At 42.6% G+C, this 23926-nt stretch carries 27 protein-coding genes; 18 read left to right on the top strand and 9 right to left on the bottom strand.

The annotated features are described in order from the left end of the window. Positions 1 to 25: 25 nt before the first annotated feature. The gene (pdxK, locus tag AC3ISB_RS27350) at positions 26 to 853 is read right to left on the bottom strand and encodes a pyridoxine/pyridoxal/pyridoxamine kinase (protein ID WP_181762157.1); all 828 of its coding nucleotides are present in this window, start codon (positions 851 to 853) and stop codon (positions 26 to 28) included. A 373-nt stretch (positions 854 to 1226) separates the two neighbouring features. Here pdxK and mobA point away from each other — a divergent pair, with 373 nt between their 5' ends. The 4 genes from mobA to AC3ISB_RS27330 are packed head-to-tail and all read left to right on the top strand — an operon-like array spanning position 1227 to position 3586. Next, the gene (mobA, locus tag AC3ISB_RS27345; protein ID WP_489275131.1) at positions 1227 to 1862 is read left to right on the top strand and encodes a molybdenum cofactor guanylyltransferase; all 636 of its coding nucleotides are present in this window, start codon (positions 1227 to 1229) and stop codon (positions 1860 to 1862) included. Beyond that, positions 1852 to 2316 (top strand): molybdenum cofactor biosynthesis protein MoaE, encoded by a 465-nt coding sequence (locus tag AC3ISB_RS27340; protein ID WP_098370229.1) that lies wholly within the window; start codon positions 1852 to 1854, stop codon positions 2314 to 2316. The genes mobA and AC3ISB_RS27340 overlap by 11 nt, the downstream gene beginning before the upstream one ends. Beyond that, the gene (moaD, locus tag AC3ISB_RS27335; RefSeq protein WP_098370228.1) at positions 2309 to 2542 is read left to right on the top strand and encodes a molybdopterin converting factor subunit 1; all 234 of its coding nucleotides are present in this window, start codon (positions 2309 to 2311) and stop codon (positions 2540 to 2542) included. Before AC3ISB_RS27340 ends, moaD begins: the two co-directional genes overlap by 8 nt. Positions 2543 to 2566: 24 nt before the next feature. Beyond that, on the top strand, positions 2567 to 3586 hold the full coding sequence (locus tag AC3ISB_RS27330) for a MoeB/ThiF family adenylyltransferase (protein WP_489275128.1): 1020 nt from the start codon (positions 2567 to 2569) through the stop codon (positions 3584 to 3586). Positions 3587 to 3663: 77 nt separating this feature from the next. On the opposite strand, the gene AC3ISB_RS27325 is transcribed toward AC3ISB_RS27330, so the two are convergent. Continuing rightward, a complete protein-coding gene (locus AC3ISB_RS27325) occupies positions 3664 to 4011 on the bottom strand; it encodes a YflT domain-containing protein (RefSeq protein WP_063234200.1) in 348 nt (115 codons plus the stop codon). A gap of 136 nt (positions 4012 to 4147) precedes the next feature. Next, positions 4148 to 5581, bottom strand: a complete 1434-nt coding sequence (locus tag AC3ISB_RS27320) for a phospholipase D family protein (RefSeq protein ID WP_489275127.1) — start codon at positions 5579 to 5581, stop codon at positions 4148 to 4150. Between the two features lie 152 nt (positions 5582 to 5733). On the opposite strand from AC3ISB_RS27320, the gene AC3ISB_RS27315 reads away from it, so the two are divergent. The 3 genes from AC3ISB_RS27315 to AC3ISB_RS27305 all read left to right on the top strand — a co-directional run bounded on the left by AC3ISB_RS27315 (position 5734) and on the right by AC3ISB_RS27305 (position 7334). Continuing rightward, positions 5734 to 6414, top strand: a complete 681-nt coding sequence (locus AC3ISB_RS27315) for a uracil-DNA glycosylase (protein ID WP_098370224.1) — start codon at positions 5734 to 5736, stop codon at positions 6412 to 6414. Positions 6415 to 6606: 192 nt separating this feature from the next. Next, entirely contained in the window at positions 6607 to 6942 is a 336-nt protein-coding gene (locus AC3ISB_RS27310; RefSeq protein ID WP_063234197.1) for a YwdI family protein, read from the top strand. Between the two features lie 23 nt (positions 6943 to 6965). After that, entirely contained in the window at positions 6966 to 7334 is a 369-nt protein-coding gene (locus AC3ISB_RS27305) for a DUF423 domain-containing protein (RefSeq protein WP_098370223.1), read from the top strand. A gap of 75 nt (positions 7335 to 7409) precedes the next feature. Here AC3ISB_RS27305 and gerQ read toward each other — a convergent pair whose 3' ends face one another. Both gerQ and hemQ read right to left on the bottom strand, forming a co-directional pair. Further along, positions 7410 to 7925 (bottom strand): spore coat protein GerQ, encoded by a 516-nt coding sequence (gene gerQ, locus AC3ISB_RS27300; protein ID WP_141992327.1) that lies wholly within the window; start codon positions 7923 to 7925, stop codon positions 7410 to 7412. 414 nt (positions 7926 to 8339) lie between these two features. Beyond that, positions 8340 to 9089, bottom strand: a complete 750-nt coding sequence (gene hemQ, locus AC3ISB_RS27295; protein WP_063234194.1) for a hydrogen peroxide-dependent heme synthase — start codon at positions 9087 to 9089, stop codon at positions 8340 to 8342. A gap of 259 nt (positions 9090 to 9348) precedes the next feature. Between hemQ and pta the strand changes: the two genes are divergently transcribed. Both pta and lipL read left to right on the top strand, forming a co-directional pair. Beyond that, positions 9349 to 10335, top strand: a complete 987-nt coding sequence (gene pta / locus AC3ISB_RS27290; protein ID WP_098370221.1) for a phosphate acetyltransferase — start codon at positions 9349 to 9351, stop codon at positions 10333 to 10335. A gap of 34 nt (positions 10336 to 10369) precedes the next feature. Continuing rightward, entirely contained in the window at positions 10370 to 11218 is an 849-nt protein-coding gene (gene lipL / locus AC3ISB_RS27285) for an octanoyl-[GcvH]:protein N-octanoyltransferase (RefSeq protein WP_489275124.1), read from the top strand. Between the two features lie 227 nt (positions 11219 to 11445). Here lipL and AC3ISB_RS27280 read toward each other — a convergent pair whose 3' ends face one another. Next, positions 11446 to 12192: an RsfA family transcriptional regulator gene (locus tag AC3ISB_RS27280; protein WP_098370219.1), complete on the bottom strand. Its 747-nt coding sequence runs from the start codon at positions 12190 to 12192 to the stop codon at positions 11446 to 11448. A 291-nt stretch (positions 12193 to 12483) separates the two neighbouring features. Here AC3ISB_RS27280 and AC3ISB_RS27275 point away from each other — a divergent pair, with 291 nt between their 5' ends. The 3 genes from AC3ISB_RS27275 to AC3ISB_RS27265 all read left to right on the top strand — a co-directional run bounded on the left by AC3ISB_RS27275 (position 12484) and on the right by AC3ISB_RS27265 (position 14791). Next, positions 12484 to 12705: a YuzB family protein gene (locus tag AC3ISB_RS27275; protein ID WP_048683566.1), complete on the top strand. Its 222-nt coding sequence runs from the start codon at positions 12484 to 12486 to the stop codon at positions 12703 to 12705. Between the two features lie 236 nt (positions 12706 to 12941). Beyond that, positions 12942 to 14249, top strand: a complete 1308-nt coding sequence (locus tag AC3ISB_RS27270; protein ID WP_098370218.1) for an HD domain-containing protein — start codon at positions 12942 to 12944, stop codon at positions 14247 to 14249. A 32-nt stretch (positions 14250 to 14281) separates the two neighbouring features. Then, positions 14282 to 14791: a YwgA family protein gene (locus AC3ISB_RS27265; RefSeq protein WP_076368383.1), complete on the top strand. Its 510-nt coding sequence runs from the start codon at positions 14282 to 14284 to the stop codon at positions 14789 to 14791. Between the two features lie 29 nt (positions 14792 to 14820). On the opposite strand, the gene thmT is transcribed toward AC3ISB_RS27265, so the two are convergent. Next, positions 14821 to 15006, bottom strand: coding sequence for a 2-hydroxymuconate tautomerase (gene thmT / locus AC3ISB_RS27260; RefSeq protein ID WP_034315897.1), 186 nt, complete (start codon positions 15004 to 15006; stop codon positions 14821 to 14823). Positions 15007 to 15145: 139 nt separating this feature from the next. Here thmT and AC3ISB_RS27255 point away from each other — a divergent pair, with 139 nt between their 5' ends. After that, a complete protein-coding gene (locus AC3ISB_RS27255; RefSeq protein ID WP_347940884.1) occupies positions 15146 to 15820 on the top strand; it encodes a site-2 protease family protein in 675 nt (224 codons plus the stop codon). A gap of 41 nt (positions 15821 to 15861) precedes the next feature. Beyond that, positions 15862 to 16371, top strand: a complete 510-nt coding sequence (locus AC3ISB_RS27250; protein ID WP_054398584.1) for a YwhD family protein — start codon at positions 15862 to 15864, stop codon at positions 16369 to 16371. Between the two features lie 150 nt (positions 16372 to 16521). On the opposite strand, the gene AC3ISB_RS27245 is transcribed toward AC3ISB_RS27250, so the two are convergent. Further along, positions 16522 to 18591: a transglycosylase domain-containing protein gene (locus AC3ISB_RS27245; RefSeq protein WP_489275122.1), complete on the bottom strand. Its 2070-nt coding sequence runs from the start codon at positions 18589 to 18591 to the stop codon at positions 16522 to 16524. A gap of 207 nt (positions 18592 to 18798) precedes the next feature. On the opposite strand from AC3ISB_RS27245, the gene speE reads away from it, so the two are divergent. The 4 genes from speE to argS all read left to right on the top strand — a co-directional run bounded on the left by speE (position 18799) and on the right by argS (position 22908). After that, the gene (gene speE / locus AC3ISB_RS27240; protein ID WP_053348438.1) at positions 18799 to 19626 is read left to right on the top strand and encodes a spermidine synthase; all 828 of its coding nucleotides are present in this window, start codon (positions 18799 to 18801) and stop codon (positions 19624 to 19626) included. A gap of 14 nt (positions 19627 to 19640) precedes the next feature. Further along, positions 19641 to 20519, top strand: coding sequence for an agmatinase (gene speB / locus AC3ISB_RS27235; RefSeq protein ID WP_034315888.1), 879 nt, complete (start codon positions 19641 to 19643; stop codon positions 20517 to 20519). Positions 20520 to 20793: 274 nt separating this feature from the next. Then, complete coding sequence (locus AC3ISB_RS27230; RefSeq protein WP_098370215.1) at positions 20794 to 21234, top strand: YwiB family protein; 441 nt, start codon at positions 20794 to 20796, stop codon at positions 21232 to 21234. Positions 21235 to 21237: 3 nt separating this feature from the next. Further along, complete coding sequence (gene argS / locus AC3ISB_RS27225; RefSeq protein ID WP_098370214.1) at positions 21238 to 22908, top strand: arginine--tRNA ligase; 1671 nt, start codon at positions 21238 to 21240, stop codon at positions 22906 to 22908. A gap of 50 nt (positions 22909 to 22958) precedes the next feature. On the opposite strand, the gene uvsE is transcribed toward argS, so the two are convergent. Beyond that, the gene (gene uvsE, locus AC3ISB_RS27220; protein ID WP_489275119.1) at positions 22959 to 23912 is read right to left on the bottom strand and encodes a UV DNA damage repair endonuclease UvsE; all 954 of its coding nucleotides are present in this window, start codon (positions 23910 to 23912) and stop codon (positions 22959 to 22961) included. Positions 23913 to 23926: the final 14 nt, after the last annotated feature.

Here is a 23926-nt window from a genome sequence, read left to right as displayed (position 1 = left end):
TTGAGCAGCCATTAATCTTGATGTTTTATTTTTGTGTTTTTTCCGCAATTCCATATTTATGGTATGCACCATGATTGACAGGTCCAACATAGTCATTCATCTTCCAAGAATGGCGAACCGCCTCGGTAATGAAGTCTTTAGCAATGAGGATAGCCTCACGCGGGCTTTTCCCTTCAGCCAATTGAGCTGCAATAGCTGCGGAAGAAGAACAGCCGGCACCATGTGTATTGGTCGTTTCGATTTTTTCTGATTCAAGGATTTCAAATTCTTTTCCATCATATAAAAGGTCGATGGCTTTATCAAGATCCAGCTTATTACCGCCTTTGATCAAGACATATTTTGCACCAAGTGCATGAATCTTTTCAGCTGCAGCCCTCATGTCATCAATCGTCTTGATAGGCGCAGTTCCCGCTAACTGAGCGGCCTCGAACAGGTTTGGCGTGACTACAGTTGCACGTGGAACAAGCAGTTCACGCAGAGCTACGGCCGTTTCAGGGTGCAATACTTCATCTTCACCTTTACATACCATAACTGGATCGATTACGACTTTGTCCAGCTTCAACTCGTCTATTTTACGGGCAACAAGTTCAATGATTTCCACTGATCCAAGCATTCCCGTTTTCATTGCGTCAATGCCGATTGATAAAATCGTTTCGATTTGGGCTTCCAAAACTTCTACCGGTGTAGGGAATACATTATGGGACCAGCCATTCTTCGGATCCATCGTCACGATTGTCGTTAAAGCGGACATACCGTAAACCCCGAATTCTTGGAATGTCTTTAAATCTGCTTGAAGACCCGCGCCGCCGCTCGAATCAGATCCGGCAACTGTCATAGCTCTTTTCATAGTCATTATGTGACCTCCTCAGGAGAATTAGATATCGATATTATCAGCATACCAGTTAATATCCTATTTTTAGAATATACCAAAATTTCTTTTATGTAAAACTTAGTTTTCACCCTAATATGAGTGTCTTAGAGAAAGAAGTGCAATGGCCTCGCATAAGTCATTTTTCGGACCTGAAATTCAGGAAATCGGATGGACGGGTAGCCTGCTTTTTTTGCTTTGGACCCTACTTTCCATCTTTTGAAATATAAAGCAAAGTTTGAGAAGGTGTCATTATTTTCAAAGTTGATTTAAAATAATATTTAAATATAGTGGACACATTTAGTATAGCTTTACCGTTCGATGCTGGATTAAACCCAAAAAAGGGAGGGAGATTCTTGTGGAATGGACAATGTTGCTTTTAGCTGGTGGGAAATCAAGCCGTATGGGAGTGAATAAGGCCCTGTTGACCATAGGCGGCGTTGTGAACATTTCAAGAGTGGCATCCGAATTGAAAAAGGTGTCAGAAAACATCATGGTCATTACGAATACATTTGAAGAATATCATTTTCTGCAACTTCCGCTAATTCCGGATTTACATAAAGGTCAAGGACCACTTGGCGGATTGCATGCAGGGTTGACCTCATCGAAAACGGAGCTTCAATTCCTTGCAGCCTGTGATATGCCGTTTGTGAGTGCAGATGCCATAAAGGATATCATTTCCCATTATGAACCTGAATTCGATGCTGTCGTTCCAGAAATAAATGGCAGGATCCAGCCGCTTTTTGCTGTTTACCATAAAAGGTGTCTTCCTGTACTGACGGAGTGTTTATTAAAACATGAATTAAAAATGAGTCTATTTTTGGAAAAGATTTCGGTGAAAGTCATGAAAGAAACCGACTTTAAGTTATATCGCAAGAATCCTGAACATTTTCAATATCTTTTTTTCAATATGAATACGATGGAAGATTATCAAGAGGCAGGTTATATTGATCAAACTGAATTATATATAAAGGATGGTAGACATGAATTATAATATTTCAAAAGAGCCGATTGTCATCCAGGAAGTGTTTGATAAAGTAGTCAAGCGGAATGCAGGTGCCGTCACGACCTTTATTGGTACAGTGAGGGAAATGACGAAAGGAAAAAAGACTCTCTTCTTAATTTACGAAGCGTATGAACCGATGGCCATCAAGAAATTGGAGCAAATCGGATCTGAGATCAAGGAACGTTGGCCTGATGCAGAAACGGCGATCACCCATCGTGTAGGTAAACTTGAAATCACGGATATCGCAGTGGTTATTGCCGTTAGTACGCCACATCGAAATGATGCATATGAGGCGAATAGGTATGCGATTGAAAGAATTAAAGAAATCGTCCCGATCTGGAAAAAAGAACACTGGGAAGATGGGGAGACATGGGTAGGAAACCAGTTGGAAACCGTTCCATATCCATCGGGGAAACCGGAAGAGGGGGATATTGATGATTAATGTACTTTTATTTGCCCAATTGAAAGATGAGCTAGGCAAAGAGACCCTTTCTATAGAAGGAAATGGAATGAGTGTGGCGGAGCTAAAAGGAAAAATGAAGGTGGATTTTCAATTGGAAGGTCTAGAAACCGTGATGACGGCGGTCAATGAAGAATTTGCCGATGATGACACGCTACTATCTGATGGAGATACAGTTGCTTTCATTCCACCAGTAAGTGGGGGCTAAAGCGTTCGGAAGGGAGGGTTCACGGTGAAAGAGCGATATTCAAGGCAGACTTTATTCGCCCCCATTGGTGAAGGGGGCCAATTGAAAATTATGAAGAAGCATGTCTTGCTTCTTGGTGCAGGGGCTTTGGGATCTGCTAATGCCGAGGCCCTTACTCGGGCAGGAGTAGGGAAGCTTACCATTGTCGACAGGGATTATGTCGAGACCAGTAATTTACAGCGCCAACAATTGTATACGGAACGGGATGTCGAGGAGAAACTGCCAAAAGCAGAAGCGGCAAAGCGTCATTTATTTGATATCAATCATGAAGTTGAAGTGAATGCCATCATCATGGACGCAACTGCCCAGAACCTCGAACAGCTGCTTGGTGATGTTGATTTGATATTGGATGCAACCGATAACTTTGAGACACGGATGATCATTAATGATTTATCACAAAAGCTTCATATACCGTGGATTTATGGGGCATGTGTGGGGAGTGTTGGCATGACTTTGACGATCCTTCCCGGACAGACTCCATGTTTGCACTGTTTGCTTAAAGCAATCCCCATTCAAGGAATGACCTGTGACACAGGAGGAATCATATCACCGGCTGTAACGATGGTAGTGGCACACCAAACTGCCGAAGCTTTGAAAATCCTTGTTGAAGATTTGGAATCGGTACGTCCTGCACTTGTTTCTTTTGATCTGTGGAGAAATCAATACCAAACCGTTAAATTGACAAAAGCGAAAAAGAAAGATTGTCTCTCATGCGGAGAGCAGAGGACATACCCCTTTTTAACACAGGAAAATGCAACGAAAACGGCGGTTCTTTGCGGGAGGGATACTGTACAGGTAAGACCGCCAAATCCTTTGGAACTGCAACTCGAGAAACTAGCCAAAGATCTGGACGGCAGCGGCTATTTGGTGAAATTCAATCCATTTCTTCTCTCTTGTGAAAAAGCTGGGGAGCGTATCGTCATTTTCAAGGATGGCCGGGCGTTGATTCACGGTACTAAGGACATGGTCCATGCAAAGGCCACGTACCAAAGCATCCTGGGATAATGAATATAAAAAACGAGGCTGCCGGTTAAGGAGCCTCGCTTTTTTATGAATCCATATAGGGTAATGGTTATCGGGTATTAGTGTGTAACCCCGTCTTTATTATCTTGTTTGGAAGCAACGATGACCACTTTTCCTTCGTCAAGCACTTCCTCGTAACGTTCTGCCTCCATATCACTAAGGCCAAGGTTGCTCATGCGGTTACGAAGTTCATCTCCGCGTGATTTAAAGAGATTTCCGACGGAATCAAGGAAACCTTGTTCCTTCATGCCTACACCTTCTGTATTTGTATTCTCGGTAAGGTGCTTTGAACGGGTTTTATCATGGGCAAACAAATATACATCATCTTTCGTATAACCTGATGTAACTAATTCATCGATTTTTTCCTTTGCTTGTAAACCGTTTTCTACTACATGTACTTGATACATATAAACTCCTCCTTGAATTTTAGTGAGATTCTCTTGAATATAGGTAAATGGAATCTTGCTTATTACAGTTGCTGTTTGGCTATAGTAGTATATAACCTCATTTGGGCACTGATAAACATTTATATAGAAGAAAATTTTAGTAAGTGGTGAAGCGGAACACCTTCTGAATGCGGTAGGTTAAGTATTTAAAGACAGGCAGTTTCTTCTGGTATTCACTGTAATCCACCGTGTATGTTCCATTTTGATTTGTCCAGAGTCTTTGAAAATAGCTATCGACGTCCTTGGAAACGTCCGCATCATTTGGAGCATGGATTTCAACATTCGCTTCAAGATTAAAATCATCTAGATTGCGTGACGTATAATTAGCCGATCCTCCAAGGATAACCGTTTCATCAGCCCTTTGGATCATCATCAACTTTGTATGGAACTGTTCTTTATCTGTTTTGTACCAGCGGATCGAGATATTTTCATCCCCCAGTTTTTCGAATTCGGCGGCAACCGGAAGATTGGGAAGCCCGATTTTTTCACTTCCGAAAGCGTTTTGATTCGGATCCAATATCATTTGAATCTTAACACCCCGTTTAGCTGCATCCGTTAATGCCTCGACAACCTCGCGATCGGCAATGTAGAACATGGCAAGATGGATGTGGTCACCCTTTTTTGCATCCTTGATTGCCTTAAGGACATGTTTATTGATTTTTCCTTCCGTTAGAAGTTGTACCGATATAGGTCCTTTATCTGCTGATGTCCCTTTGAACTCAGGAAATGACTTCGGTCCTCCCGAGAATTTCGAAGCGGCTTCTTCGGCTTTAACAAAATCTCCGATGATATTCCCATCCATCTGGAACGCAATATTGGAATGGAATCCACTTGCGTCATGAGGATTGGCAGATGAGATGATGGCCGTTTTTTCAGTAGCGACCACTTTTCTGTGATTGGCTTTGATATTCATCAGTCTAAGATAAGAACGCAAGGTGACCTTTGGTGCGCTTTTAGCCATTGGATTCACAATCCAGCCTTTCCCGCTTTCACCGAACCATTGGAAAAAGGTCCGATATACACCTGAATAGAGAGGATTCGGATCCCGGAGGCGGTCTAAGTTGGTAACAATGACATCAATGCCATTTTTCTTCATCGTTTCCAATGCCTCTAGCTGGTAGGCATTATAGGAAGTATTCACTTCATCAGTAATGAAAATAACCTGGAGGCCAGGTTTCTTTTTCTTCTGTTCAACCAGATTATCCTTCAGAGTCTCGGTTAGCTTCGGGAAGTTTATCTTTTCATCATAAAAAGCATTAAACAAAAACATGTCGATTACGATATAAGAATCAGCCTCTTCTATGGCTTGATTTATGGTTCGGAAAATTCGCTGCTCATGTTGCATATCCCCTTGTTCATCGTGATAGGAAAGGTCATAGATGAAATCGATATCCTCGACATGGTGAACCTTTCCTTCATAGGAAATACCATCGGGGAGAGTCTTGTAGCTGTTATAGACGATTACGAGTGCAATGACGATCAAAATGCTGACAAGCAGATAAAATCGTTTTCTTTTGTACCATTTTTTCATAGGGAATCCTCCAACATGGTTAAATTGCTTGCTAACTTTCTACTTTCCCACTTTTGGGGTATATAGAAACATAAATCGTAATCTATGGAAAAAGACAAGGCGATGTAGTTTGATATAATGTAGTTTCAAAAAGTGGAGAGGTGCTGTGGCAGATGGCAAAGCAGTTATTAACAAATGATTGGTGGCCTCTATTGAAAGAGGAATTCAAAAAAGAATATTACCAGGAGCTAAGGGAATTCATAAAGCAAGAGTACAGTCAGCAAGTCGTTCATCCCGATCAGGACGATATTTTCAATGCACTTCACTATACTCCTTATGAAGAAGTAAAGGTTGTCATCCTTGGACAGGACCCTTACCATGGCCCTGGTCAAGCGCATGGCCTTAGTTTTTCAGTTAAACCGGAGGTTCGCATCCCACCTTCTTTAAGAAATATTTTTAAAGAGTTACACACCGATCTAGGCTATGAGGTTCCGAATAATGGTTACCTAGTCGAATGGGCAAAACAGGGAGTGCTTCTATTGAATACCGTCATGACTGTTCGTGAGGGAGAGGCAAACTCACATCGCGGAAAAGGATGGGAAATCTTTACGAATCAAGTTATTCGCCTATTGAATGACCGTCCGAAACCTGTTGTATTCATCCTGTGGGGGAAACCTGCACAAACCAAAATCCCTTTGATTGATGAGACCCGTCATAAAATCATTAAGTCCGTACATCCGAGTCCGCTGTCGGCTTCCCGTGGTTTCTTTGGCACCAAGCCTTTTTCCACAACAAATCAATTGCTGATGGAAATGGGGGAATCCCCAATTGATTGGAAAATCTCGAACCGATGATATGGGCAAGAAAACGAAACGGGTGAATTGTATGGCGTGCCGTCATTTCTATATAACTTGGGATCCCAGTTTTCCAAAGGGCTGCCGTGCTTTTCAATTTAAAACATCAAACCAGCCTTCTCTTGATGTCTTTCATTCTTCAGGACAGCCATGCATGAAATTTCAGGCCAAGCCAATTAAGAGGTAGGAAATATGCAAGGTGTTTTCTTCTCTGATTTTTGCTATGCTAGTTATGATAGTTTTGACCTGTATATAGACGAGGTGGTAAAGTTGGATATTTCATCAAGACAAATGTTGGATAAAATTGAAGAGCTTGTTTTAAAAGCGAAACAGGCAAATTCAGAGGATAAGGTGCAGGGGTATGTAATCGCCATTAAGTCCCTTTGTGAAGTAATGGTGGATGAAAAAGCAGCGAACATCAGCATACCGAAGCCAATCACATTGACCCAGCCCGTTATGTCGGCTACACCGAATGTAGAACCGGTTAAAATGGATGAGGCCAATGGGGAGTCCTTGTTCGATTTTTAAATTAGGGAAGGGGAGCGAAATAATTGAAACTGTTCATCATTTTAGGTGCATTGAATGGGTTTATTGCTGTGGCACTAGGTGCATTCGGTGCACACGGGCTGGAAGGGAAAATTCCTGATAAATATTTAGAAACCTGGCAAACCGCTGTTCAATATCAAATGTTCCATGCGGTTGGTTTATTGGTAATCGGAATATTGGCTGGGAAGATTTCAAGTCCGCTGATCAACTGGTCCGGCTGGCTTATGCTAATAGGAATTATCCTGTTTTCCGGAAGCCTATTCGTTCTAAGCGTTACGCAAATCAAAGTCCTTGGTGCCATCACACCGCTTGGCGGGGTTTCATTCTTGGTTGCTTGGGTCTTAATGATCATTGCTGCATATAAATACTTGTAATGAAAAAAGTCATTCCAATATAAGAAGAGCCTCAAAATCAAATAGATTCTGAGGCTCTTCTTTATTGGATTTTCTTTACCTTGGCGAATAGGTGGCAAGCCCAGCGCCTCCAAATGGATATTCATATTCGATTTCTTCATCAAACGTTATATAATCTAAGTATACCATCGGGATTAAGTATCGTTTTCCCGTTTGAGGGTCGCTTATGATTAAGTGATCGCGTCCTGCAGCCTCAATGATTCCTTTGAAGATCTTGGCATTCCATTCCTTGTTGTTTTCAAACGTTGTATAAACAGTGGCTAATTTCCCTTTATTCAAACGCAAGATGTTCTCGATGTATGACTGTTCGACCGGAAGCATGCCAGGTATCTGTGGTCCGGAAGTGGCTGGACTCACCTGCATCGGCATTTGTTGTGGCGTGCCTGCCATAGTGGGCTGTTGTGGCTGGTATGATGGCTGTTGGTATCCTTGCTGCGGGTAACCTTGTTGCGGGTTAGGATTCTGCTGCCTTAGTTCAGGCTCATTATTCTCATAGGGGTAATAGGGGCTTCCCCCGTACGGGTAGTTACCATAAGGATTATTTTGTGACATTGCATTCCCTCCTAAATTCAAGGTTTAGTTGATGCTGTGGAATTTGGACAATCCAAGAGTGTGGACTGGGAGAAACTGTGCGATTTATAGCGACCGGTAGTATTGTATATGTTTTCTGGACAATCCCCGGGTGGCTTAAAAAACCACAATGAAAGTTAAGCGATACATAACGGCTGCCGTTCATGATATAAACCATACCCTCTTGCCGGCCAATGAATAGAAGTAACGTTCCTTCACCTCGCTGGAGTCAGGAATTGCCTTGATCAATTTTCCTGAAGCTGAATGGGACTGTGAAAAAATAAATTCATCACTATTGAAAATGTATGGGATGTGGATTGGATTTATTCCATAGCCGGGGAAAAATAAAAAGGAGGGGACGTAAAAAAAGCTTCCGGAAACCGGAAGCCCATCGTCTTATACGTATAGGAATGAAGGTACGTTTTCTTCCGGCAGGATATTGCCTACAAAGAAAGAACCAAATGCAGCGTAACGTGCACTCACTTCATCAAAACGCATTTCATAGATTAATTTTTTAAATTGAAGGACATCATCTGCAAATAGTGTAACGCCCCATTCATAATCGTCAAAACCGACAGAACCCGAAATGATTTGTTTCACTTTACCGGCATAACTGCGGCCAATCAAGCCGTGGGAACGCATTAAGCCTTTGCGCTCTTCCATGGAAAGCATATACCAGTTATCATCGCCATCACGACGCTTGTCCATTGGATAGAAGCACACATGTTTCGCTTTTGGAAGTATCGGATAAAGTCTTGAACGGACATGAGGGTTCTGGTAAGGGTCCTCACCATCTCCTCCAGCTAAGTAATTGCTTAATTCCACGACGGAAACGTATGAATAAGCAGGAACTGTATATTCCGCAAGCTTCGTTTTGTTGAATTCGTTTTCAATTGCATTCAATTCCTCCATGGTTGGGCGGGCAAACATAAGCATGAAGTCCGCTTTCTGACCAACGATGGAATATAGGGCATGGCTGCCTTCATTGTCGCTTTGTGTCATATTCCATTTATCCAGTAAACCTTGGAATTCTGAGATGGCCAATTGGCGTTCGTCGCTTGATAACGTTTTCCAAGAAGCCCAGTCGATCAGACGGAAATCATGTAAACAATACCAGCCGTCCAGTGTTTGTGCTGCTTCACTCATTACGATCACTCCTAAGTCTTATTATAACTTTAATATAACATAGTTTCAGTATAAGGAAATTTATATCAACCCGCAAACACCATCACTGTTTTTCGGTGTTCAAACAATTTTCAAATTTGCGGATTGGCAGGGGACCAAAGTGGCTGGAAATAACCTGGCTGCTAGAGTATTCTTAAAAGAAGACGACTATGAATTTTCACCGGATGGTTAAATATAGAAGGAAATAGGGAAAACGTATCTAAAAAAGGAGGAAGAGCCAATGGGTGATTTATTTGAAATATTGGAAGCGAAAGTTATGGGGCATAATTTAAAGATCGTTTTTCCAGAAGGGCTGGATGAACGGATTTTGGGAGCGGCAGCAAGGCTTGCCAAAGCTAAACTGGTGACACCGGTATTGATCGGGGATATCGGGTCGATTCAAGAGAAGGCAAAAGATATGAAAATCTCCCTTGATGCAATCGAAATATATGATCCGAAGAATTATATCATGATGGACGAAATGGTTGAAGCGTTCGTGAAGGTCCGTGAGGGTAAAGCGACCGAGGTACAAGCACGTGAAATCTTAATGGATGAGAACTACTTTGGAACCATGCTCGTCCATATGAAACAGGCACATGGAATGGTGAGTGGTGCAACGCATTCGACTGCCGATACGGTTCGTCCCGCCTTAAGGATCATAAAAACAAAGCCAGGCGTCCAAAAAACATCGGGAGTATTCATCATGGTCCGGGATGAAGAAAAATATGTGTTCGCGGATTGTGCGATCAATATAAACCCCAATTCCCAAGACCTGGCTGAAATTGCTATAGAAAGTGCGAAGACTGCACTAATGTTCGATATCGAACCGCGTGTGGCAATGCTGAGCTTTTCGACGAAGGGGTCGGCAACATCCCCCGAAACCTTAAAAGTGGCTGATGCTGTCGATTTGGCAAAAGAAATGGACCCTGAAGTAATTCTTGATGGGGAATTTCAGTTTGACGCGGCTTTCGTTCCTTCGGTAGCAAGAAAAAAAGCGCCGGATTCCCTTATTCAGGGGGATGCGAATGTTTTTATTTTCCCAAGTCTCGAAGCAGGGAACATTAGCTATAAGATGGTACAGCGCTTGGGTGGCTTCGAAGCGGTCGGTCCGATCCTACAGGGGCTGAACCGTCCGGTGAATGACCTTTCGAGGGGATGCAGTGAAGAGGATGTATATAAACTGGCTGTCATTACAGCGGCACAGGGATTTGTGGCGCAGTATCAATAGGCAGCTTGAGGATTAAATGTAGAGGGAGATTCGTATGAGTGAAACAGATTCATTATTAATGCAGCAAGAGTGGAGGATTATTGATCAATCTTCCGTTGGACCTCAGTTTCCAGCTCTGGAGTCCTTTGCGATGGATGATACATTTTGTGCTTCCGTAGGGGCAGGTAAATCAGCGGCCGTAGCCAGGGCGTGGGTACATCATCGAACCATCGTCATGGGTATACAGGATACGAAGTTGCCTTTTCTTAAAAAGGGTTTGGATCATTTAGAAGAACATGGTTTTCAGGCCATCGTGAGGAATTCCGGAGGGCTGGCAGTCGTGCTGGATGAGGGTGTTCTTAATTTGTCGCTCATTTTTCCTGAAAACGAGCAGAAAATTGAAATCAATCGTGGATATGATGCGATGTGGGAGCTTGTCCAATTGATGTTTGCTGATTTCCCGGTCACGATGGAGGCAAGGGAAATCGTCGGTTCCTATTGTCCTGGAAGTTATGATTTAAGTATAAATGGGCAAAAGTTTGCCGGGATATCCCAACGCAGGATTCGCAATGGCGTAGCGGTGCAAATCTATTTGTGTGTCAATGGAAGCGGGGCTGAACGTGCCAGTCTCGTGAAGGGTTTTTATGATGCAGCTAAAGGAAATGAAGAAACCAAATTCGCTTATCCCGATATCGTCCCTTCGGTAATGGCGTCCCTAACGGAATTGTTGGGCGTGCAATTGAGTGTTCAGGACGTTATGCTCAAATTCCTGCATGTATTGAAGGAACATAGCGAAAGGATATTCTCTGACACTCTTTCCGTTCAGGAATGGCCGATGTATGAGGCATACTTGACAAGAGTGATGGAACGCAATGATAAAGTATTCGATGCATTAAAGGATTGATATGAAAGAAGCCGTTCCGGTAATTCAGGAACGGCTTTTTTCATTAAATACGACTTTAGCATTCACTGAAACTTTAAAAGGCCTGTATGATAGGCGGAGATATTATTGATTCTTTCTTGAAACAATGAAAAAAAGAGCCTTGTCGGCTCCCTTTTTTAAGATAAACATGGGTGAAACGGCCTTTGGCATGTGGTTGATCTATTATAACTGAACCCCACATTATCTTATTACTCGGCCATTTTTTCCAAATTGCCATTCCGGTCCATCTTGAACTTCGTTGCCGGACGTTCCTCTTCCTCTAACAAGACCAGCTTTCTTGCTCGATTCATGATATTCATCAAAGTTTCATAATCTTCCTGCATCAAGCCGCTGTTTTGTTCCAGGTGGCTGATTTTATTCTCCAAATCTTCGTTTCGCTTTTTCAGCCCTTTAATTTCAAGCTTCAATCTTTCATTTTCGGTTTTTAATACTTCAGCTTGAAGCATGCGGCCGTTCATAGATTCCAAATAGGCGATGACGGCATCAAGGCTCATGGCCGTTTCCAAAGTCACTGGTGTTTGCTGTGTCATAGGAGCGAGGGCTTCAGCCACAACGAATTCCTCTGCTGCTTCATAATTGGTAGTATCGACTTCGGACTTCAACTCTAGTTCCTCTTCTTGTACATGGGGAACCATTATGTCGGAAATCGTTGGGGACGGCGGTGTATAAAGAAGCCGTTTTTTCCCTCCTTGATCTTTTCCAAGGATCCTTTGCCGCTGCTTACGCTGTTTCTTGGCTAGGGAAAGCGCCTTATCATAATTATGGCGGACAACTGCATTCCAGCGGAATCCGCATGCTGCAGAGGTGCGATTCAACTTATCTCCTACCTCTTCAAAAGCATTAAGCTGAGTGCTGCCTTCCCGCACATGGCGCAATACCGTTTCAGCCAAAAGCAAATCATCTTCTTCTGTCCAGGCGTCTTGACGAACCTTCATTTCTACATACTCCCTTTCTGGTAACTTTTAAAATAAATAACTATATAAAATATCGTGTGGCAGTGATTTATGGAGTGTTCTACTAGCATTTTGGACAAAATCTGGATTTTTTATACAAAAAGGTTAAAAGGATACTAGTTTTTTGATTAATTACATCCTTTTACAGCGGCTGCCCTTTCCTTTTCACATGTTCAAGCCCTCTTGATATTCATAAGTAGAAGCGGTAAAATACCCTTTAGTCATATAAATGGATGAAAAATAGTTTGTCATGGAAAGGATGGTGACCGGAGGATGTCCAATGAATTCAGAGTGTGCGATGACTGCTTGGCGGTAAACATTAAAACATTGATCCCGCGTCTTGAAAAGCTTGATCCCGACGCGAAAATTGAAGTGGGCTGTCAATCCTATTGCGGTCCTGGCAGAAAGAAGTCTTTTGCCTTTGTCAATAACCGTCCAGTTGCTGCACCGACAGAAGACGAGTTACTAGATAAAATCAATAAAAAACTAAAGTAGGATCCATGATATATAGGTAGAGTGGATTGTTTGCTTATGATAAATGGAACAAGTAATCATCACCCAGATTCAACACACTGCGGTGATTTTTTATTTTCTTATTTTCAAGACAAAATCAGACCGAAACTTCCGTTTTCTTACAAAAGGACCCCTCTTACTAGCAAGGTGGATGTTAGGGTTTTTTGTCAAAACACGCTATAATGAGTGCATCGAGATTATGAAAAAGAGGGTAGTTCATGGAATATTCCGGCGAAAAATTACAAGAAGAAAAAGTATTCAAGGACCCGGTGCACCGATATATACATGTTCGTGACCGGGTTATATGGGATTTAATAGGGACGAAGGAATTCCAGCGTCTTAGAAGGATCAAACAGCTGGGGACGACTTATTTGACCTTTCATGGTGCGGAACATAGCCGGCTTAGCCATTCGCTTGGAGTATATGAGATTGTCCGGAGAATCGTGGATGATGTTTTCGAGGGCAGACCGGAATGGAAACCTGAGGAACGGTTACTATCCTTGTGCGCAGCACTGCTGCATGATTTGGGTCATGGTCCTTTCTCTCATTCTTTTGAAAAAGTGTTTGACCTGGATCATGAGCAATTCACACGGCAAATAATCCTCGGCGATACGGAAGTGAATAAGATCCTCCTTAGAGTTGGACGTGATTTTCCTAAAAAAGTGGCAGAAGTCATAGCGAAAACCTATAAAGGCAAATTAGTAGTCAGCTTGATTTCAAGTCAGATCGATGCTGATAGAATGGATTATTTACAGCGTGATGCTTACTTCACTGGCGTTAGTTATGGACATTTCGATATGGAAAGGCTTTTGCGTGTAATGAGGCCAAGGGAAGAACATGCCGTCATAAAGCAAAGCGGGATGCATGCGGTTGAGGATTATATCATGAGTCGTTACCAAATGTACTGGCAGGTTTATTTCCATCCAGTTACGAGAAGTGCGGAGGTCATACTTACCAAGATTCTGCATAGGGCGAAACATTTATATGAATCCGGTTATGAGTTTGCTCAAGAACCGCACCATTTTTATTCATTGTTCAAGGGAGAAGTGACTTTAAATGACTACTTGAAAATGGATGAAGCGGTGATGCTCTATTATTTCGAAGCATGGGAAGAGGAGAACGATGCGATTTTAAAAGATTTATGCACTCGCTTCGTTAACCGTAAACTATTTAAATATGTTGAATTCCATCCATCGAACAGTCAAATGAACAGGTTGATGGAATTAAGGACGCTATTCAAGAAGGCAGGCATCGATCCGGATTATTATCTTGTCGTCGATTCTTCTTCAGATCTGCCGTATGATTTTTACCGGCCAGGTGAGGAAGAGGAGAGACTGCCGATTCACTTGCTGAAAAATAATGGCGAAATTCGTGAATTATCGCGTGAATCCGAAATTGTCGATGCAATTTCAGGGAAAAGAAGAACGGATCATAAGTTGTATTATCCAGCGGATTTATTGCGTGATGAATCTACGAAGAAAAATATAAAAAAACAGATTCGCAAGCTTTTAGAGCTATCGGATTAAAGTGGTACATTTTTGGTGAGGAGTGACGAGCCTTGTTTAAGGATCATGCAAACATAATCAATGCAATTTCTACTGCAGGTGAAATCTCGGGTCGGAAAAAATTACAAAAAATCGTTTATATCGCAAAAAAGCTGTCCTTCCCATTTCATGAAAAGTTCCAGTTTCACTTTTATGGACCGTATTCGGAGGAGTTGACCTTACGGATTGAAGAGCTCTGCGAGATGGGTTACTTGAATGAAGTGAGGGAAAAAAAAGCAGGCTATTATCAATATTGTTATTCGATAACGGATGCCGGCCAGGATTTCCTATCCATTCAGGAAGTGGAGATGCCGGCACTCGAGGCATGCCTACTGGATATGAACGAACAGAATGCCCGGTTTTTGGAGCTGGTTTCAACGGTGTTATACTTCGACACGCTTGAAAAAGAGGAAGTCACCGAGAAAATTTTCACGCTGAAAAGCAAACAAAAATATACGCTTGAAGAAATTGATGAGGCATATGAATATATTGAGCAGTTAAAAACAAAAGCTAAGCCGAATTGATGGCTTAGCTTTTCCCCATTATGTAAATCTTATAAATCGCTTTTACGGACACCGGCTACTGCTAAATGATTTTTTGACATTTCTTCAATGAAAATCGTCACGGCTTCAGCTGGTGCGCCAGTTGTTTCCGTAACGGCTGCAGTCACCTTTTCGACTAAAGCCTTTTTTTGTTCGTCTGTACGGCCTTCAAGCATTTTGACTGTTACATATGGCATCTCTTTTCCCCCCTTCCTCTCTTATCTTGTAGTGTTTCACAATGGAAAAAGAATTGCAAGACACGGAAGTCAGAGTTTTTTCACTTCTTGGACTTTTGATGTATACTAACGGTAATAAACAATGGGGGAGAAGCTATCGATGGAATTCTTTGATCAAATAGAACGGTTTTTGGCTTATAGGTTGGAAGAGCTTCCATATGTCATTGTGTCACTGTTAATCGCATTTACGGTTCATGAATTTTCCCATGCTTATGTGGCCTATAAGTTCGGTGACCCGACTGCAAAGAATGAAGGAAGAGTCACATTGAATCCGATTTCTCATTTGGATCCGATCGGAACATTGCTGATATTAATAGCCGGATTTGGTTGGGCTAGACCTGTACCGGTAAATCGTTTTCATTTCAAGAATCCAAAATTGGCAGGAGTGCTCGTCTCTTTTGCCGGTCCGTTCAGTAATTTGATTGTTGCAATTTTGGGTTTTTTAATTTTTTACGGATTGCTTGCAGCAGGCGTTGGACCTGATTTACCGTTTTTCGTCGAGCCCTTCTTAAATATACTCATAAATTTAAATGTCCTTTTATTTGTATTTAATCTGATACCGCTGCCGCCGCTCGATGGTTATAGGATCGTACAGGATCTTGTTTCAGCGGACTTGCGGGCAAAAATGACCCAGTATGAACAATATGGCTCCCTGATTTTTTTGATTTTGATCATCACACCGCTGAGCGATTATACAATTAGACCGATTATGGATACCGGTATTAAATTTGTAGGAGGCATCCTGAGTCAATTTTTTTCACTTTTGTTTTTTTAACCAATAATAAGGAATGACAAACGATAAAGGGGGATACAAACATGGAAGAACAACCAAAGAAAAAGGTAGGCTTCAATATTATAAAAAACGACCCTACAGAAGGTCATGGCGGATATGGAGCAGGGGTTTTAACGCTCGATAATATCTCTCCGGTCATCATCGATGTGGATGCAGGTGAAGCAGAGGTCGATATCGGCGCGATGCATGCCAGAAGTGCAGTGGAAAAAGGGATCAAGTTTTTAAAAACTAAAGAGGAAGTCCCGAATGCTAAACCTTACTGGCTTGTTTGGGTGACCATTGAAGCAACTCAAAACGGTCCGCACTATGCAGGTGTGACAGCATGTGAAATGACGGTCGACAGGTCAATTAGACGCGGTTACAAATCGCTTCCGGAACATGTCAACAGGATGGATAAGTCGCTGAAACGAAAAATCATCGTCGAGGACATGGACGATAAATCAAAGCGTGTGCTTGCAGACTTCCTGAAAAATCATGATGCAGGAATGTGGGAGCGCTCTTCAGATCAGCTGAAGGAGTCATTGACGGTTTGAATCTCGTTTAATGGATGAAATGTTAAGTTTAGTGAAAAATGCACTTGTAGGAAAGCGATAAAATCAGTAAACTTAAAGACAGCAGTTTAGTCACTGTGGAACTAGGACAGAAAAACCCCCGAAGCCGCTGCCGGCTTCGGGGGTTTTTCGTTATCCCCAAGGTTTTAGGACTTTTTTGTACCACGGGGCCTTTTTATGTTCTTCTTCTTTTGGGGCATGTTTCGGATTCTCACCCTTAAAGTGCTCGGCACAGTATTCGACAGGCTCGGTGCCTTTAACATAATAAGTCAATCTTGAGACAGGACAATCCTTTGTGGCCAATTTTCCGCTTACGGGATTCACGTTTACCCCGATTACGTTTTTGGTTTCCTTAAACGCTTTTGCCGGTTTCCCTTGCAGGCCCTTCTCCATATAGGAAGCCCAGATTTTCTTTGCATAGCCTTTTTCAGCAGGGATCTCGATCTTTTTACCTTGATCATATCCAGTCCATACTCCTGCAACAAGCCCCGGTGTGTAACCAATCATCCAGCTATCCGTCGGGGTGGAGCCTGATTTGCCGGCATATGGGCGGGTCAGCTGGGAACTGATGGTGCTACCGGTCACTTTCGTATAGCCATTTAAGGTTTCATCGAAAACACCTGTAAGCATCTGGGTCATGACAAATGCCTTGTCCTCATCCAAAATCTGTTCCGGTTTCTCATTTTCATCAAAAATCACTTCACCTTTTTGATTTTCAACCTTTTTGATAAACACGGGTTTAACCTTTTTGCCGCCGTTAGCCAGAATGCTATATGCGTTCACCATTTCAATCGCCTTTACACCTGACGTACCGAGTGCCAGGGAAGGAACCGCATCCATCTTGGCCGTGATTCCGAAACGATGCGCCGTATCGACCAATGTCTGTTCCCCAAGGAACAAGTGCGTTTTTACGGCGAAGATATTATCGGAAAGAGCAATGGCCTGGGCCATCGTGATTTCGCCTTCCGCATATTGATGGTTATAATTATGCGGTGTGTAGGATGAGTGACCATCATCGAAAGAAAATGTAGTTGTCTCGCTTTTTAAGGTGGTGGACGGTGTGAAACCGTTCTCCAGCGCTGAATAGTATAGCAATGGCTTCATGGTTGAACCAGGCTGGCGAACGGCCTGTGTAGCCCGATTAAATGGTGACTCGGAATAATCTTTACCGCCGACCAGCGCACGGACCTCCCCGGTATCCGGATCCATTGCCACAATCGAGGCTTGAATGCCTGAAGACTTGGGTATGGTATTGGAAAGAACCTCTTCGGCAGCATCCTGCTGGGTTTCGTCCAGTGTGGTATAGACCCTAAGCCCGCCGAGCTCGATCGTCCGGTCATCCAAATGAAGCTGAGACTTTAAAGCTTGTTTGACGGCATCTTGGAAATAGGGAGCGGTCTTATTAGTGACCGTTCCGTGCTCGCCCTTTAATGTAAGGGATGTTCGCAATGCTTCCGCGATATTTTTTCCTGAAATGTAGTTTTTGTTTTTCATGGCTTTCAGGACAACTTTCTGCCTTGATTTCGCTTTTTCAAAGTTATCCAATGGTGAATAGTTTGACGGCCCTTTTGGTATTCCAGCCAGCATGCTCGCTTCAGGAAGAGTCAAATCCTTGGCATCCTTGCCAAAGTAATATTGACTTGCAGCTTGGGCTCCATATGCGCCGTGGCCATAGTAAATCGTATTTAAATAGCCTTCTAGAATTTCCTTTTTGGAGTAGTTCATTTCTAAACGTATCGTATAAAAGGCCTCATTAAACTTACGCGACCACGTTTTGTCATGCCCAAGAAACAGGTTCCTGGCATACTGCTGGGTAATGGTGCTTGCACCCTGGACTTTGGACATTGCCTTAATATCAGCAAGGATGGCACCGCCGATCCGCTTTATATCAAATCCGTTATGAGTGTAAAACTGACGGTCCTCAACGGCGACAGTCGCTTTGATGAGCTGTGGCGAAATCGACTCCATTCCGGCCCAATAACGTTTCTGGCCATTATCTGTTTCACCGATCACATTTCCATCATCACTATAATAGAGAGTGGACTGCGGCACGACCAAGGGGGGAGGACCTAATATTTTTGCATAAATCAGTAAAGAGAGAAGCAATACAAAGAGTATCGTGAGCCCGATTGCGGCAAGGATGATGAAGGCCCGTACATATTTAGTTGTCCTTTTAAATCGTTCGCTTGGAATCAATTCCATTGCTTTCACCTCTCTTATCAGGTAAGAATCTAGTATCTATTACTATTATGGAAAAAAAAGAAAATTTTAAACATAAGAACTGCATTTATGAAATTTATCTTGCAATTCTGCTAGATTCGTCTATAATTTTTCTAGCTAATGACTATACCGATTTTGGGGAACCTATAAGGTGACTGACAATATGAAATGGAAAAGGAGCGTTAATAAATGAGCATTTGGTTTACTGAAAAACAAACAGAGAATTTTGGTATTACGATGAAAGTGAATCGTACTTTACATACGGAGCAAACTGAGTTTCAAAAGCTTGATATGATTGAAACGGAAGAGTGGGGCAATATGCTATTGCTGGATGACATGGTAATGACTTCACAGCGCGATGAGTTCGTTTACCATGAAATGGTAGCCCATGTTCCTTTATTTACCCATCCTAATCCAGAGAACGTTTTGGTTGTAGGTGGAGGGGACGGAGGAGTTATCCGTGAAATCCTAAAACACCCAAGTGTAAAAAAAGCTACATTGGTGGATATCGATGGGAAAGTTATCGAATACTCAAAGAAATTCCTGCCTGAGATTGCAGGCATGCTTGAAGATCCGCGTGTAGACGTACAAGTTGGGGATGGCTTCATGCACATCGCCAAAAGTGAAAATGAATATGACGTGATCATGGTTGACTCGACTGAACCTGTCGGACCTGCTGTCAATTTATTCACAAAAGGTTTTTATGCCGGGATTTCCAAAGCTTTGAAAGAAGACGGAATTTTTGTGGCACAATCCGACAACCCTTGGTTTAAAGCGGACTTAATTCGCGATGTACAACGTGATGTGAAAGAAATATTCCCGATCACCAGCCTGTATTTAGCGAATATCCCGACGTATCCAAGCGGCCTTTGGGCGTTCACGATCGGGTCGAAAAAATATAATCCATTAGAAGTGACTGAAGACCGTTTCCATGAAATAGAAACGAAATATTATACAAAAGAACTTCATAAAGCAGCTTTCGTACTGCCTAAATTCGTTCAAGATTTAGTGAAATAAGGGAGGCATGGACCATGAAATTCGATGAAGCCTATTCAGGCAATGTATTCATTAAAAGCCACCCTGTTTTTGAGGAATCAGAAGCTGTACTATACGGCATGCCGATGGACTGGACGGTAAGTTTCCGTCCGGGTTCTCGATTCGGCCCTACCCGGATTCGTGAAGTTTCGATTGGTTTGGAAGAATACAGTCCATATTTAGATCGTGAATTAGAGGAAGTTAAATTCTTTGATGCCGGGGATATTCCATTACCATTCGGCAATCCGCAGCGCAGTATCGATATGATTGAAAAATTTGTCGACAGCTTGTTGGATGCAGGTAAGTTCCCAATGGGTATGGGAGGGGAACATCTTGTCACATGGCCAGTCATTAAAGCCATGTTCAAAAAGTATCCCGATATGGCCATCATCCATATGGATGCCCATACAGATTTACGTGAGGATTATGAGGGAGAGCCGCTTTCCCATGCGTCCATCATCCGTAAATCCGCAGAACTTATCGGCCCGAAAAATGTATACTCTTTCGGCATTCGTTCCGGTCTGAAGGAAGAATTCCAATGGGCAAAAGAAAATGGCATGCACATCTCTAAATTTGAAGTTCTTGAACCTCTGAAAGAAGTACTGCCGCAGTTAGCTGGTCGTCCTGTATATGTGACGATCGACATCGATGTTCTTGATCCTGCGCATGCGCCAGGGACAGGCACCGTAGATTGTGGAGGCATCACTTCCAAAGAGCTTTTGGCTTCGATTCATGAGATAGCACGGTCTGAGATTAATGTAGTCGGCTGCGATTTAGTAGAAGTGGCACCGATTTATGATCCATCCGAGCAAACTGCGAACACGGCTAGCAAGCTGATTCGCGAAATGATTCTAGGTTGGGTTCAAAAAGGTTAATGATGGAAGACTTGACTGTTCCCGTTTTTTAGCGGGAATGGTCTTTTTTTATCCATTCAGGAAAAGAATTTTACATCTGAAGGACCCTTTTTGAATAATTCCGCCCCAATGAGTCATTATTGCGTTAAAATCAAATGAATTGCAACAACATGATTTCGACAGTTTATCCTCACACTTTTGGATTTACACTTTATTTTCCGCTCCAAGTTGAAACTTCCTTGAAGAATATTTATACTTATAAAGTTAAGAACGACATGATGAAGGAAGTGTAGCTTTGACTCTTCATGATATAGATAAGCATGCTATTAAAGTGACTTTACAGACAAAAATCATGCACGGCTCAGAAACGGAAACGTATGAGCTGGTGACATTTGGTACAAAAATGTATAAAGGTGCAGATTTATATTTGCAATATAAAGAGGAAAATGAAGCCGGTCAAACACAAACGACCATTAAGCACAAACCGGATGAAACGATCCTGCTTAGAAATGGCGCCATTAAAATGAGACAGCTTTTCCGCCTGCAGGAAGCGACAAATGGACATTATGAAAGTATATATGGCAGGTTAGGATTACGGACGACCGCGAAGAAGATACATCATCAATGGGATGAACAGACCAAACAAGGGAAACTTGTCCTTAAATATATGTTACATATGCAGGGAAGCGAACCCGGTCAATATGAGATGACGATTTCCTACAAGGAGGAAGCATAGCGCATGAATATAGTAAAAGAGGTACAGGAAAAACTGAAAGAAGAGATTAAAGCGGCGGTCATTAAAGCTGGTTTAGCAACGGAAGAGCAGATTCCAAATGTTGTATTGGAACTGCCGAGAGATAAGACACACGGAGATTATTCCACGAATATGGCCATGCAATTAACGAAGATTGCAAAGAAAGCGCCAAAGATGATAGCAGAGGCAATCATCGAAAACTTTGACAACTCAAAAGCATCCATCGAAAAAATCGAGATTGCAGGACCTGGTTTCATCAACTTCTACATGAATAATTCCTATTTGACAGAATTGGTCCCTGTCATTTTGAAAGTGGATGAAGCATATGGGGAAAGTGACTTTGGTAAAGGCGAAAAAATCCAAGTGGAGTTCGTTTCAGCGAACCCGACCGGTGATCTTCACCTTGGGCATGCCCGTGGTGCAGCAGTAGGTGATACGTTATGTAATATCCTCTCTAAAGCAGGTTATGATGTTTCACGTGAATACTATATCAATGACGCAGGAAACCAAATTAATAATTTGGCCATTTCCATAGAAGCCCGCTATTTCCAGGCACTTGGCCTCGAAAAGGATATGCCGGAGGGCGGTTATCATGGCGAAGATATCATTGGCATCGGTAAGACGCTTGCCAGTGAATATGGAGATAAATATGTAAATGCCGATGAAAAGGAACGTTTTGAATTTTTCCGTGAGTACGGCTTGAAATATGAAATGGAAAAACTGAAAACGGACTTGGGTAATTTCCGTGTCGGATTCGATGTATGGTACTCCGAAACATCTCTATATCAAGACGGTAAAATTGATGAGGCACTCAAAGTGTTAAGGGACAGGGGCCATGTTTACGAGGAAGATGGGGCTACATGGTTCCGCTCTACGGAACTAGGCGATGATAAAGACCGGGTGCTTATTAAGCAGGATGGGTCTTACACATATCTGACACCGGATATTGCCTATCACCGTAATAAATTGGAGCGCGGCTTTGAAACGCTGATCAATATCTGGGGTGCAGACCACCACGGCTATATACCGCGTATGAAAGCGGCGATCGAAGCATTAGGGTACAAACGCGAGCAGCTTGAAGTGGAAATCATCCAGCTTGTTCACCTGTACAAGGATGGCGAGAAAATGAAGATGAGTAAGCGTACCGGTAAAGCAGTTACGATGCGTGACCTTATTGATGAAGTAGGTCTGGATGCAACCCGTTATTTCTTTGCGATGAGAAGTGCGGATACTCACATGGATTTCGATTTGGATCTTGCGGTATCGCAGTCCAATGAAAACCCGGTTTATTATGCACAGTATGCCCATGCCCGGATTTCCAGCATTTTACGCCAAGGTGTGGAACAAGGGATCAGCTATGAAGGCGTCACTGATTTCTCTGCCCTAGCTACTGAAAAAGAAGTGGAGCTTTTGAAGAAATTAGGAGATTTCCCGCAGGCAATTGCGGAAGCAGCCGAAAAACGGATGCCTCACCGCATGACGAATTATATATTCGACCTGGCTTCTACATTCCACAGTTTCTACAATGCAGATAAGGTTTTGGATGTTGAAAAGATGGAAAGAAGTAAGGCGCGTTTAGGACTGGTCAAATCCGTCCAAATTACTTTAAAGAATGCATTAGCTATAATCGGGGTTTCGGCACCGGAAAAAATGTAATGGAAAAAGCGGCTGTTTCTAACGAAACAAGCCGCTTTTTTTTAGGTTAATTAGCACTCGACGGCACCGCCGCTCACCCTTTTTACACCACGAACCTTAGCTATATCTTCAATCAGCTGCAACATTGCCCGATCCTTCATCTTGGCTTCGATCATGAAATCGACGTCCTGTCCAAGCTCCTTAAGCACTTTAAAAAGGGGCATGATGAAGTCCAAATCAATATAATCTGCATGCGAGCGAAATTCACCTGCCGATTTTGGGGATGAAATATGAATCTTTGGTATCGCTCCTGCTTGCCTCCAAGTGGTGAACACCTCGGTGAGCAGCTCGTTTAGCGGTTCATCTGAAAGGTTTGCTAGATGATGGTGGTAATCGAATACAAGTGGGATGCCTTCCCTCTTACATACGCTCAGGGTTTCAGATGCTGTATAGGTTTTATCATCATTCTCAAAAGTCATTCTTTCCTTGACGTGCATAGGCAGCGATTTAAGGTTGTCATGAACCCTTACAAGGGCGGACTCTTTATCACCATAGGCCCCACCGACATGGATATTGATGAAAGAGGTGTCCGCAATGCCCATTGCATCAAGCATTTTATAATGGAACTCCATATCTTTTACGGCATTTTGTGTAATCCCGGGCTTAAGGCTGGTAAACAGCGTAAACTGATTGGGATGAAAGCTGATCCTCATCTTGTGTGCAGTGGCCCAATCGCCAAGCTGTTTCCACTCTTTTTTAAAAGGTGTAACGAAATCCCATTCTATTTCGGGATGTGTGGCTAAAGGAACAATGGAACTGGACATCCGGTATATTTCTATTTGGTGTGCCGTGTTATATTGAAGGACCCTTAAGGTATTTTCAATGTTCTGCCTTGTCACATCCAGGAGTTTTTTCATTCCTTTTTCCGCGCCAAGTGAGCTATATCGCTTGTAAGTAAGTGTCTTAGCCGGAGAAGCTTCCCATAAACAGGTGGCATTGGATACGAATCCAAATCTTATTTTCATTATATTTTTCTCCT

It is taken from the genome of Peribacillus sp. GL_122, assembly GCF_057835005.1.
This window is presented reverse-complemented; position numbering and strand designations above follow the sequence as displayed.

Coding starts and splice junctions, on each gene's coding strand:
- pdxK (WP_181762157.1), bottom strand. CDS start 853: ATGACTATGAAAAGAGCTATGACAGTTGCCGGATCTGATTCGAGCGGC.
- AC3ISB_RS27340 (WP_098370229.1), top strand. CDS start 1,852: ATGAATTATAATATTTCAAAAGAGCCGATTGTCATCCAGGAAGTGTTT.
- moaD (WP_098370228.1), top strand. CDS start 2,309: ATGATTAATGTACTTTTATTTGCCCAATTGAAAGATGAGCTAGGCAAA.
- AC3ISB_RS27325 (WP_063234200.1), bottom strand. CDS start 4,011: ATGTATCAAGTACATGTAGTAGAAAACGGTTTACAAGCAAAGGAAAAA.
- AC3ISB_RS27320 (WP_489275127.1), bottom strand. CDS start 5,581: ATGAAAAAATGGTACAAAAGAAAACGATTTTATCTGCTTGTCAGCATT.
- AC3ISB_RS27315 (WP_098370224.1), top strand. CDS start 5,734: ATGGCAAAGCAGTTATTAACAAATGATTGGTGGCCTCTATTGAAAGAG.
- AC3ISB_RS27310 (WP_063234197.1), top strand. CDS start 6,607: ATGCAAGGTGTTTTCTTCTCTGATTTTTGCTATGCTAGTTATGATAGT.
- gerQ (WP_141992327.1), bottom strand. CDS start 7,925: ATGTCACAAAATAATCCTTATGGTAACTACCCGTACGGGGGAAGCCCC.
- hemQ (WP_063234194.1), bottom strand. CDS start 9,089: ATGAGTGAAGCAGCACAAACACTGGACGGCTGGTATTGTTTACATGAT.
- pta (WP_098370221.1), top strand. CDS start 9,349: ATGGGTGATTTATTTGAAATATTGGAAGCGAAAGTTATGGGGCATAAT.
- lipL (WP_489275124.1), top strand. CDS start 10,370: ATGAGTGAAACAGATTCATTATTAATGCAGCAAGAGTGGAGGATTATT.
- AC3ISB_RS27280 (WP_098370219.1), bottom strand. CDS start 12,192: ATGAAGGTTCGTCAAGACGCCTGGACAGAAGAAGATGATTTGCTTTTG.
- AC3ISB_RS27275 (WP_048683566.1), top strand. CDS start 12,484: ATGTCCAATGAATTCAGAGTGTGCGATGACTGCTTGGCGGTAAACATT.
- AC3ISB_RS27270 (WP_098370218.1), top strand. CDS start 12,942: ATGGAATATTCCGGCGAAAAATTACAAGAAGAAAAAGTATTCAAGGAC.
- thmT (WP_034315897.1), bottom strand. CDS start 15,006: ATGCCATATGTAACAGTCAAAATGCTTGAAGGCCGTACAGACGAACAA.
- AC3ISB_RS27255 (WP_347940884.1), top strand. CDS start 15,146: ATGGAATTCTTTGATCAAATAGAACGGTTTTTGGCTTATAGGTTGGAA.
- AC3ISB_RS27250 (WP_054398584.1), top strand. CDS start 15,862: ATGGAAGAACAACCAAAGAAAAAGGTAGGCTTCAATATTATAAAAAAC.
- AC3ISB_RS27245 (WP_489275122.1), bottom strand. CDS start 18,591: ATGGAATTGATTCCAAGCGAACGATTTAAAAGGACAACTAAATATGTA.
- speE (WP_053348438.1), top strand. CDS start 18,799: ATGAGCATTTGGTTTACTGAAAAACAAACAGAGAATTTTGGTATTACG.
- speB (WP_034315888.1), top strand. CDS start 19,641: ATGAAATTCGATGAAGCCTATTCAGGCAATGTATTCATTAAAAGCCAC.
- argS (WP_098370214.1), top strand. CDS start 21,238: ATGAATATAGTAAAAGAGGTACAGGAAAAACTGAAAGAAGAGATTAAA.
- uvsE (WP_489275119.1), bottom strand. CDS start 23,912: ATGAAAATAAGATTTGGATTCGTATCCAATGCCACCTGTTTATGGGAA.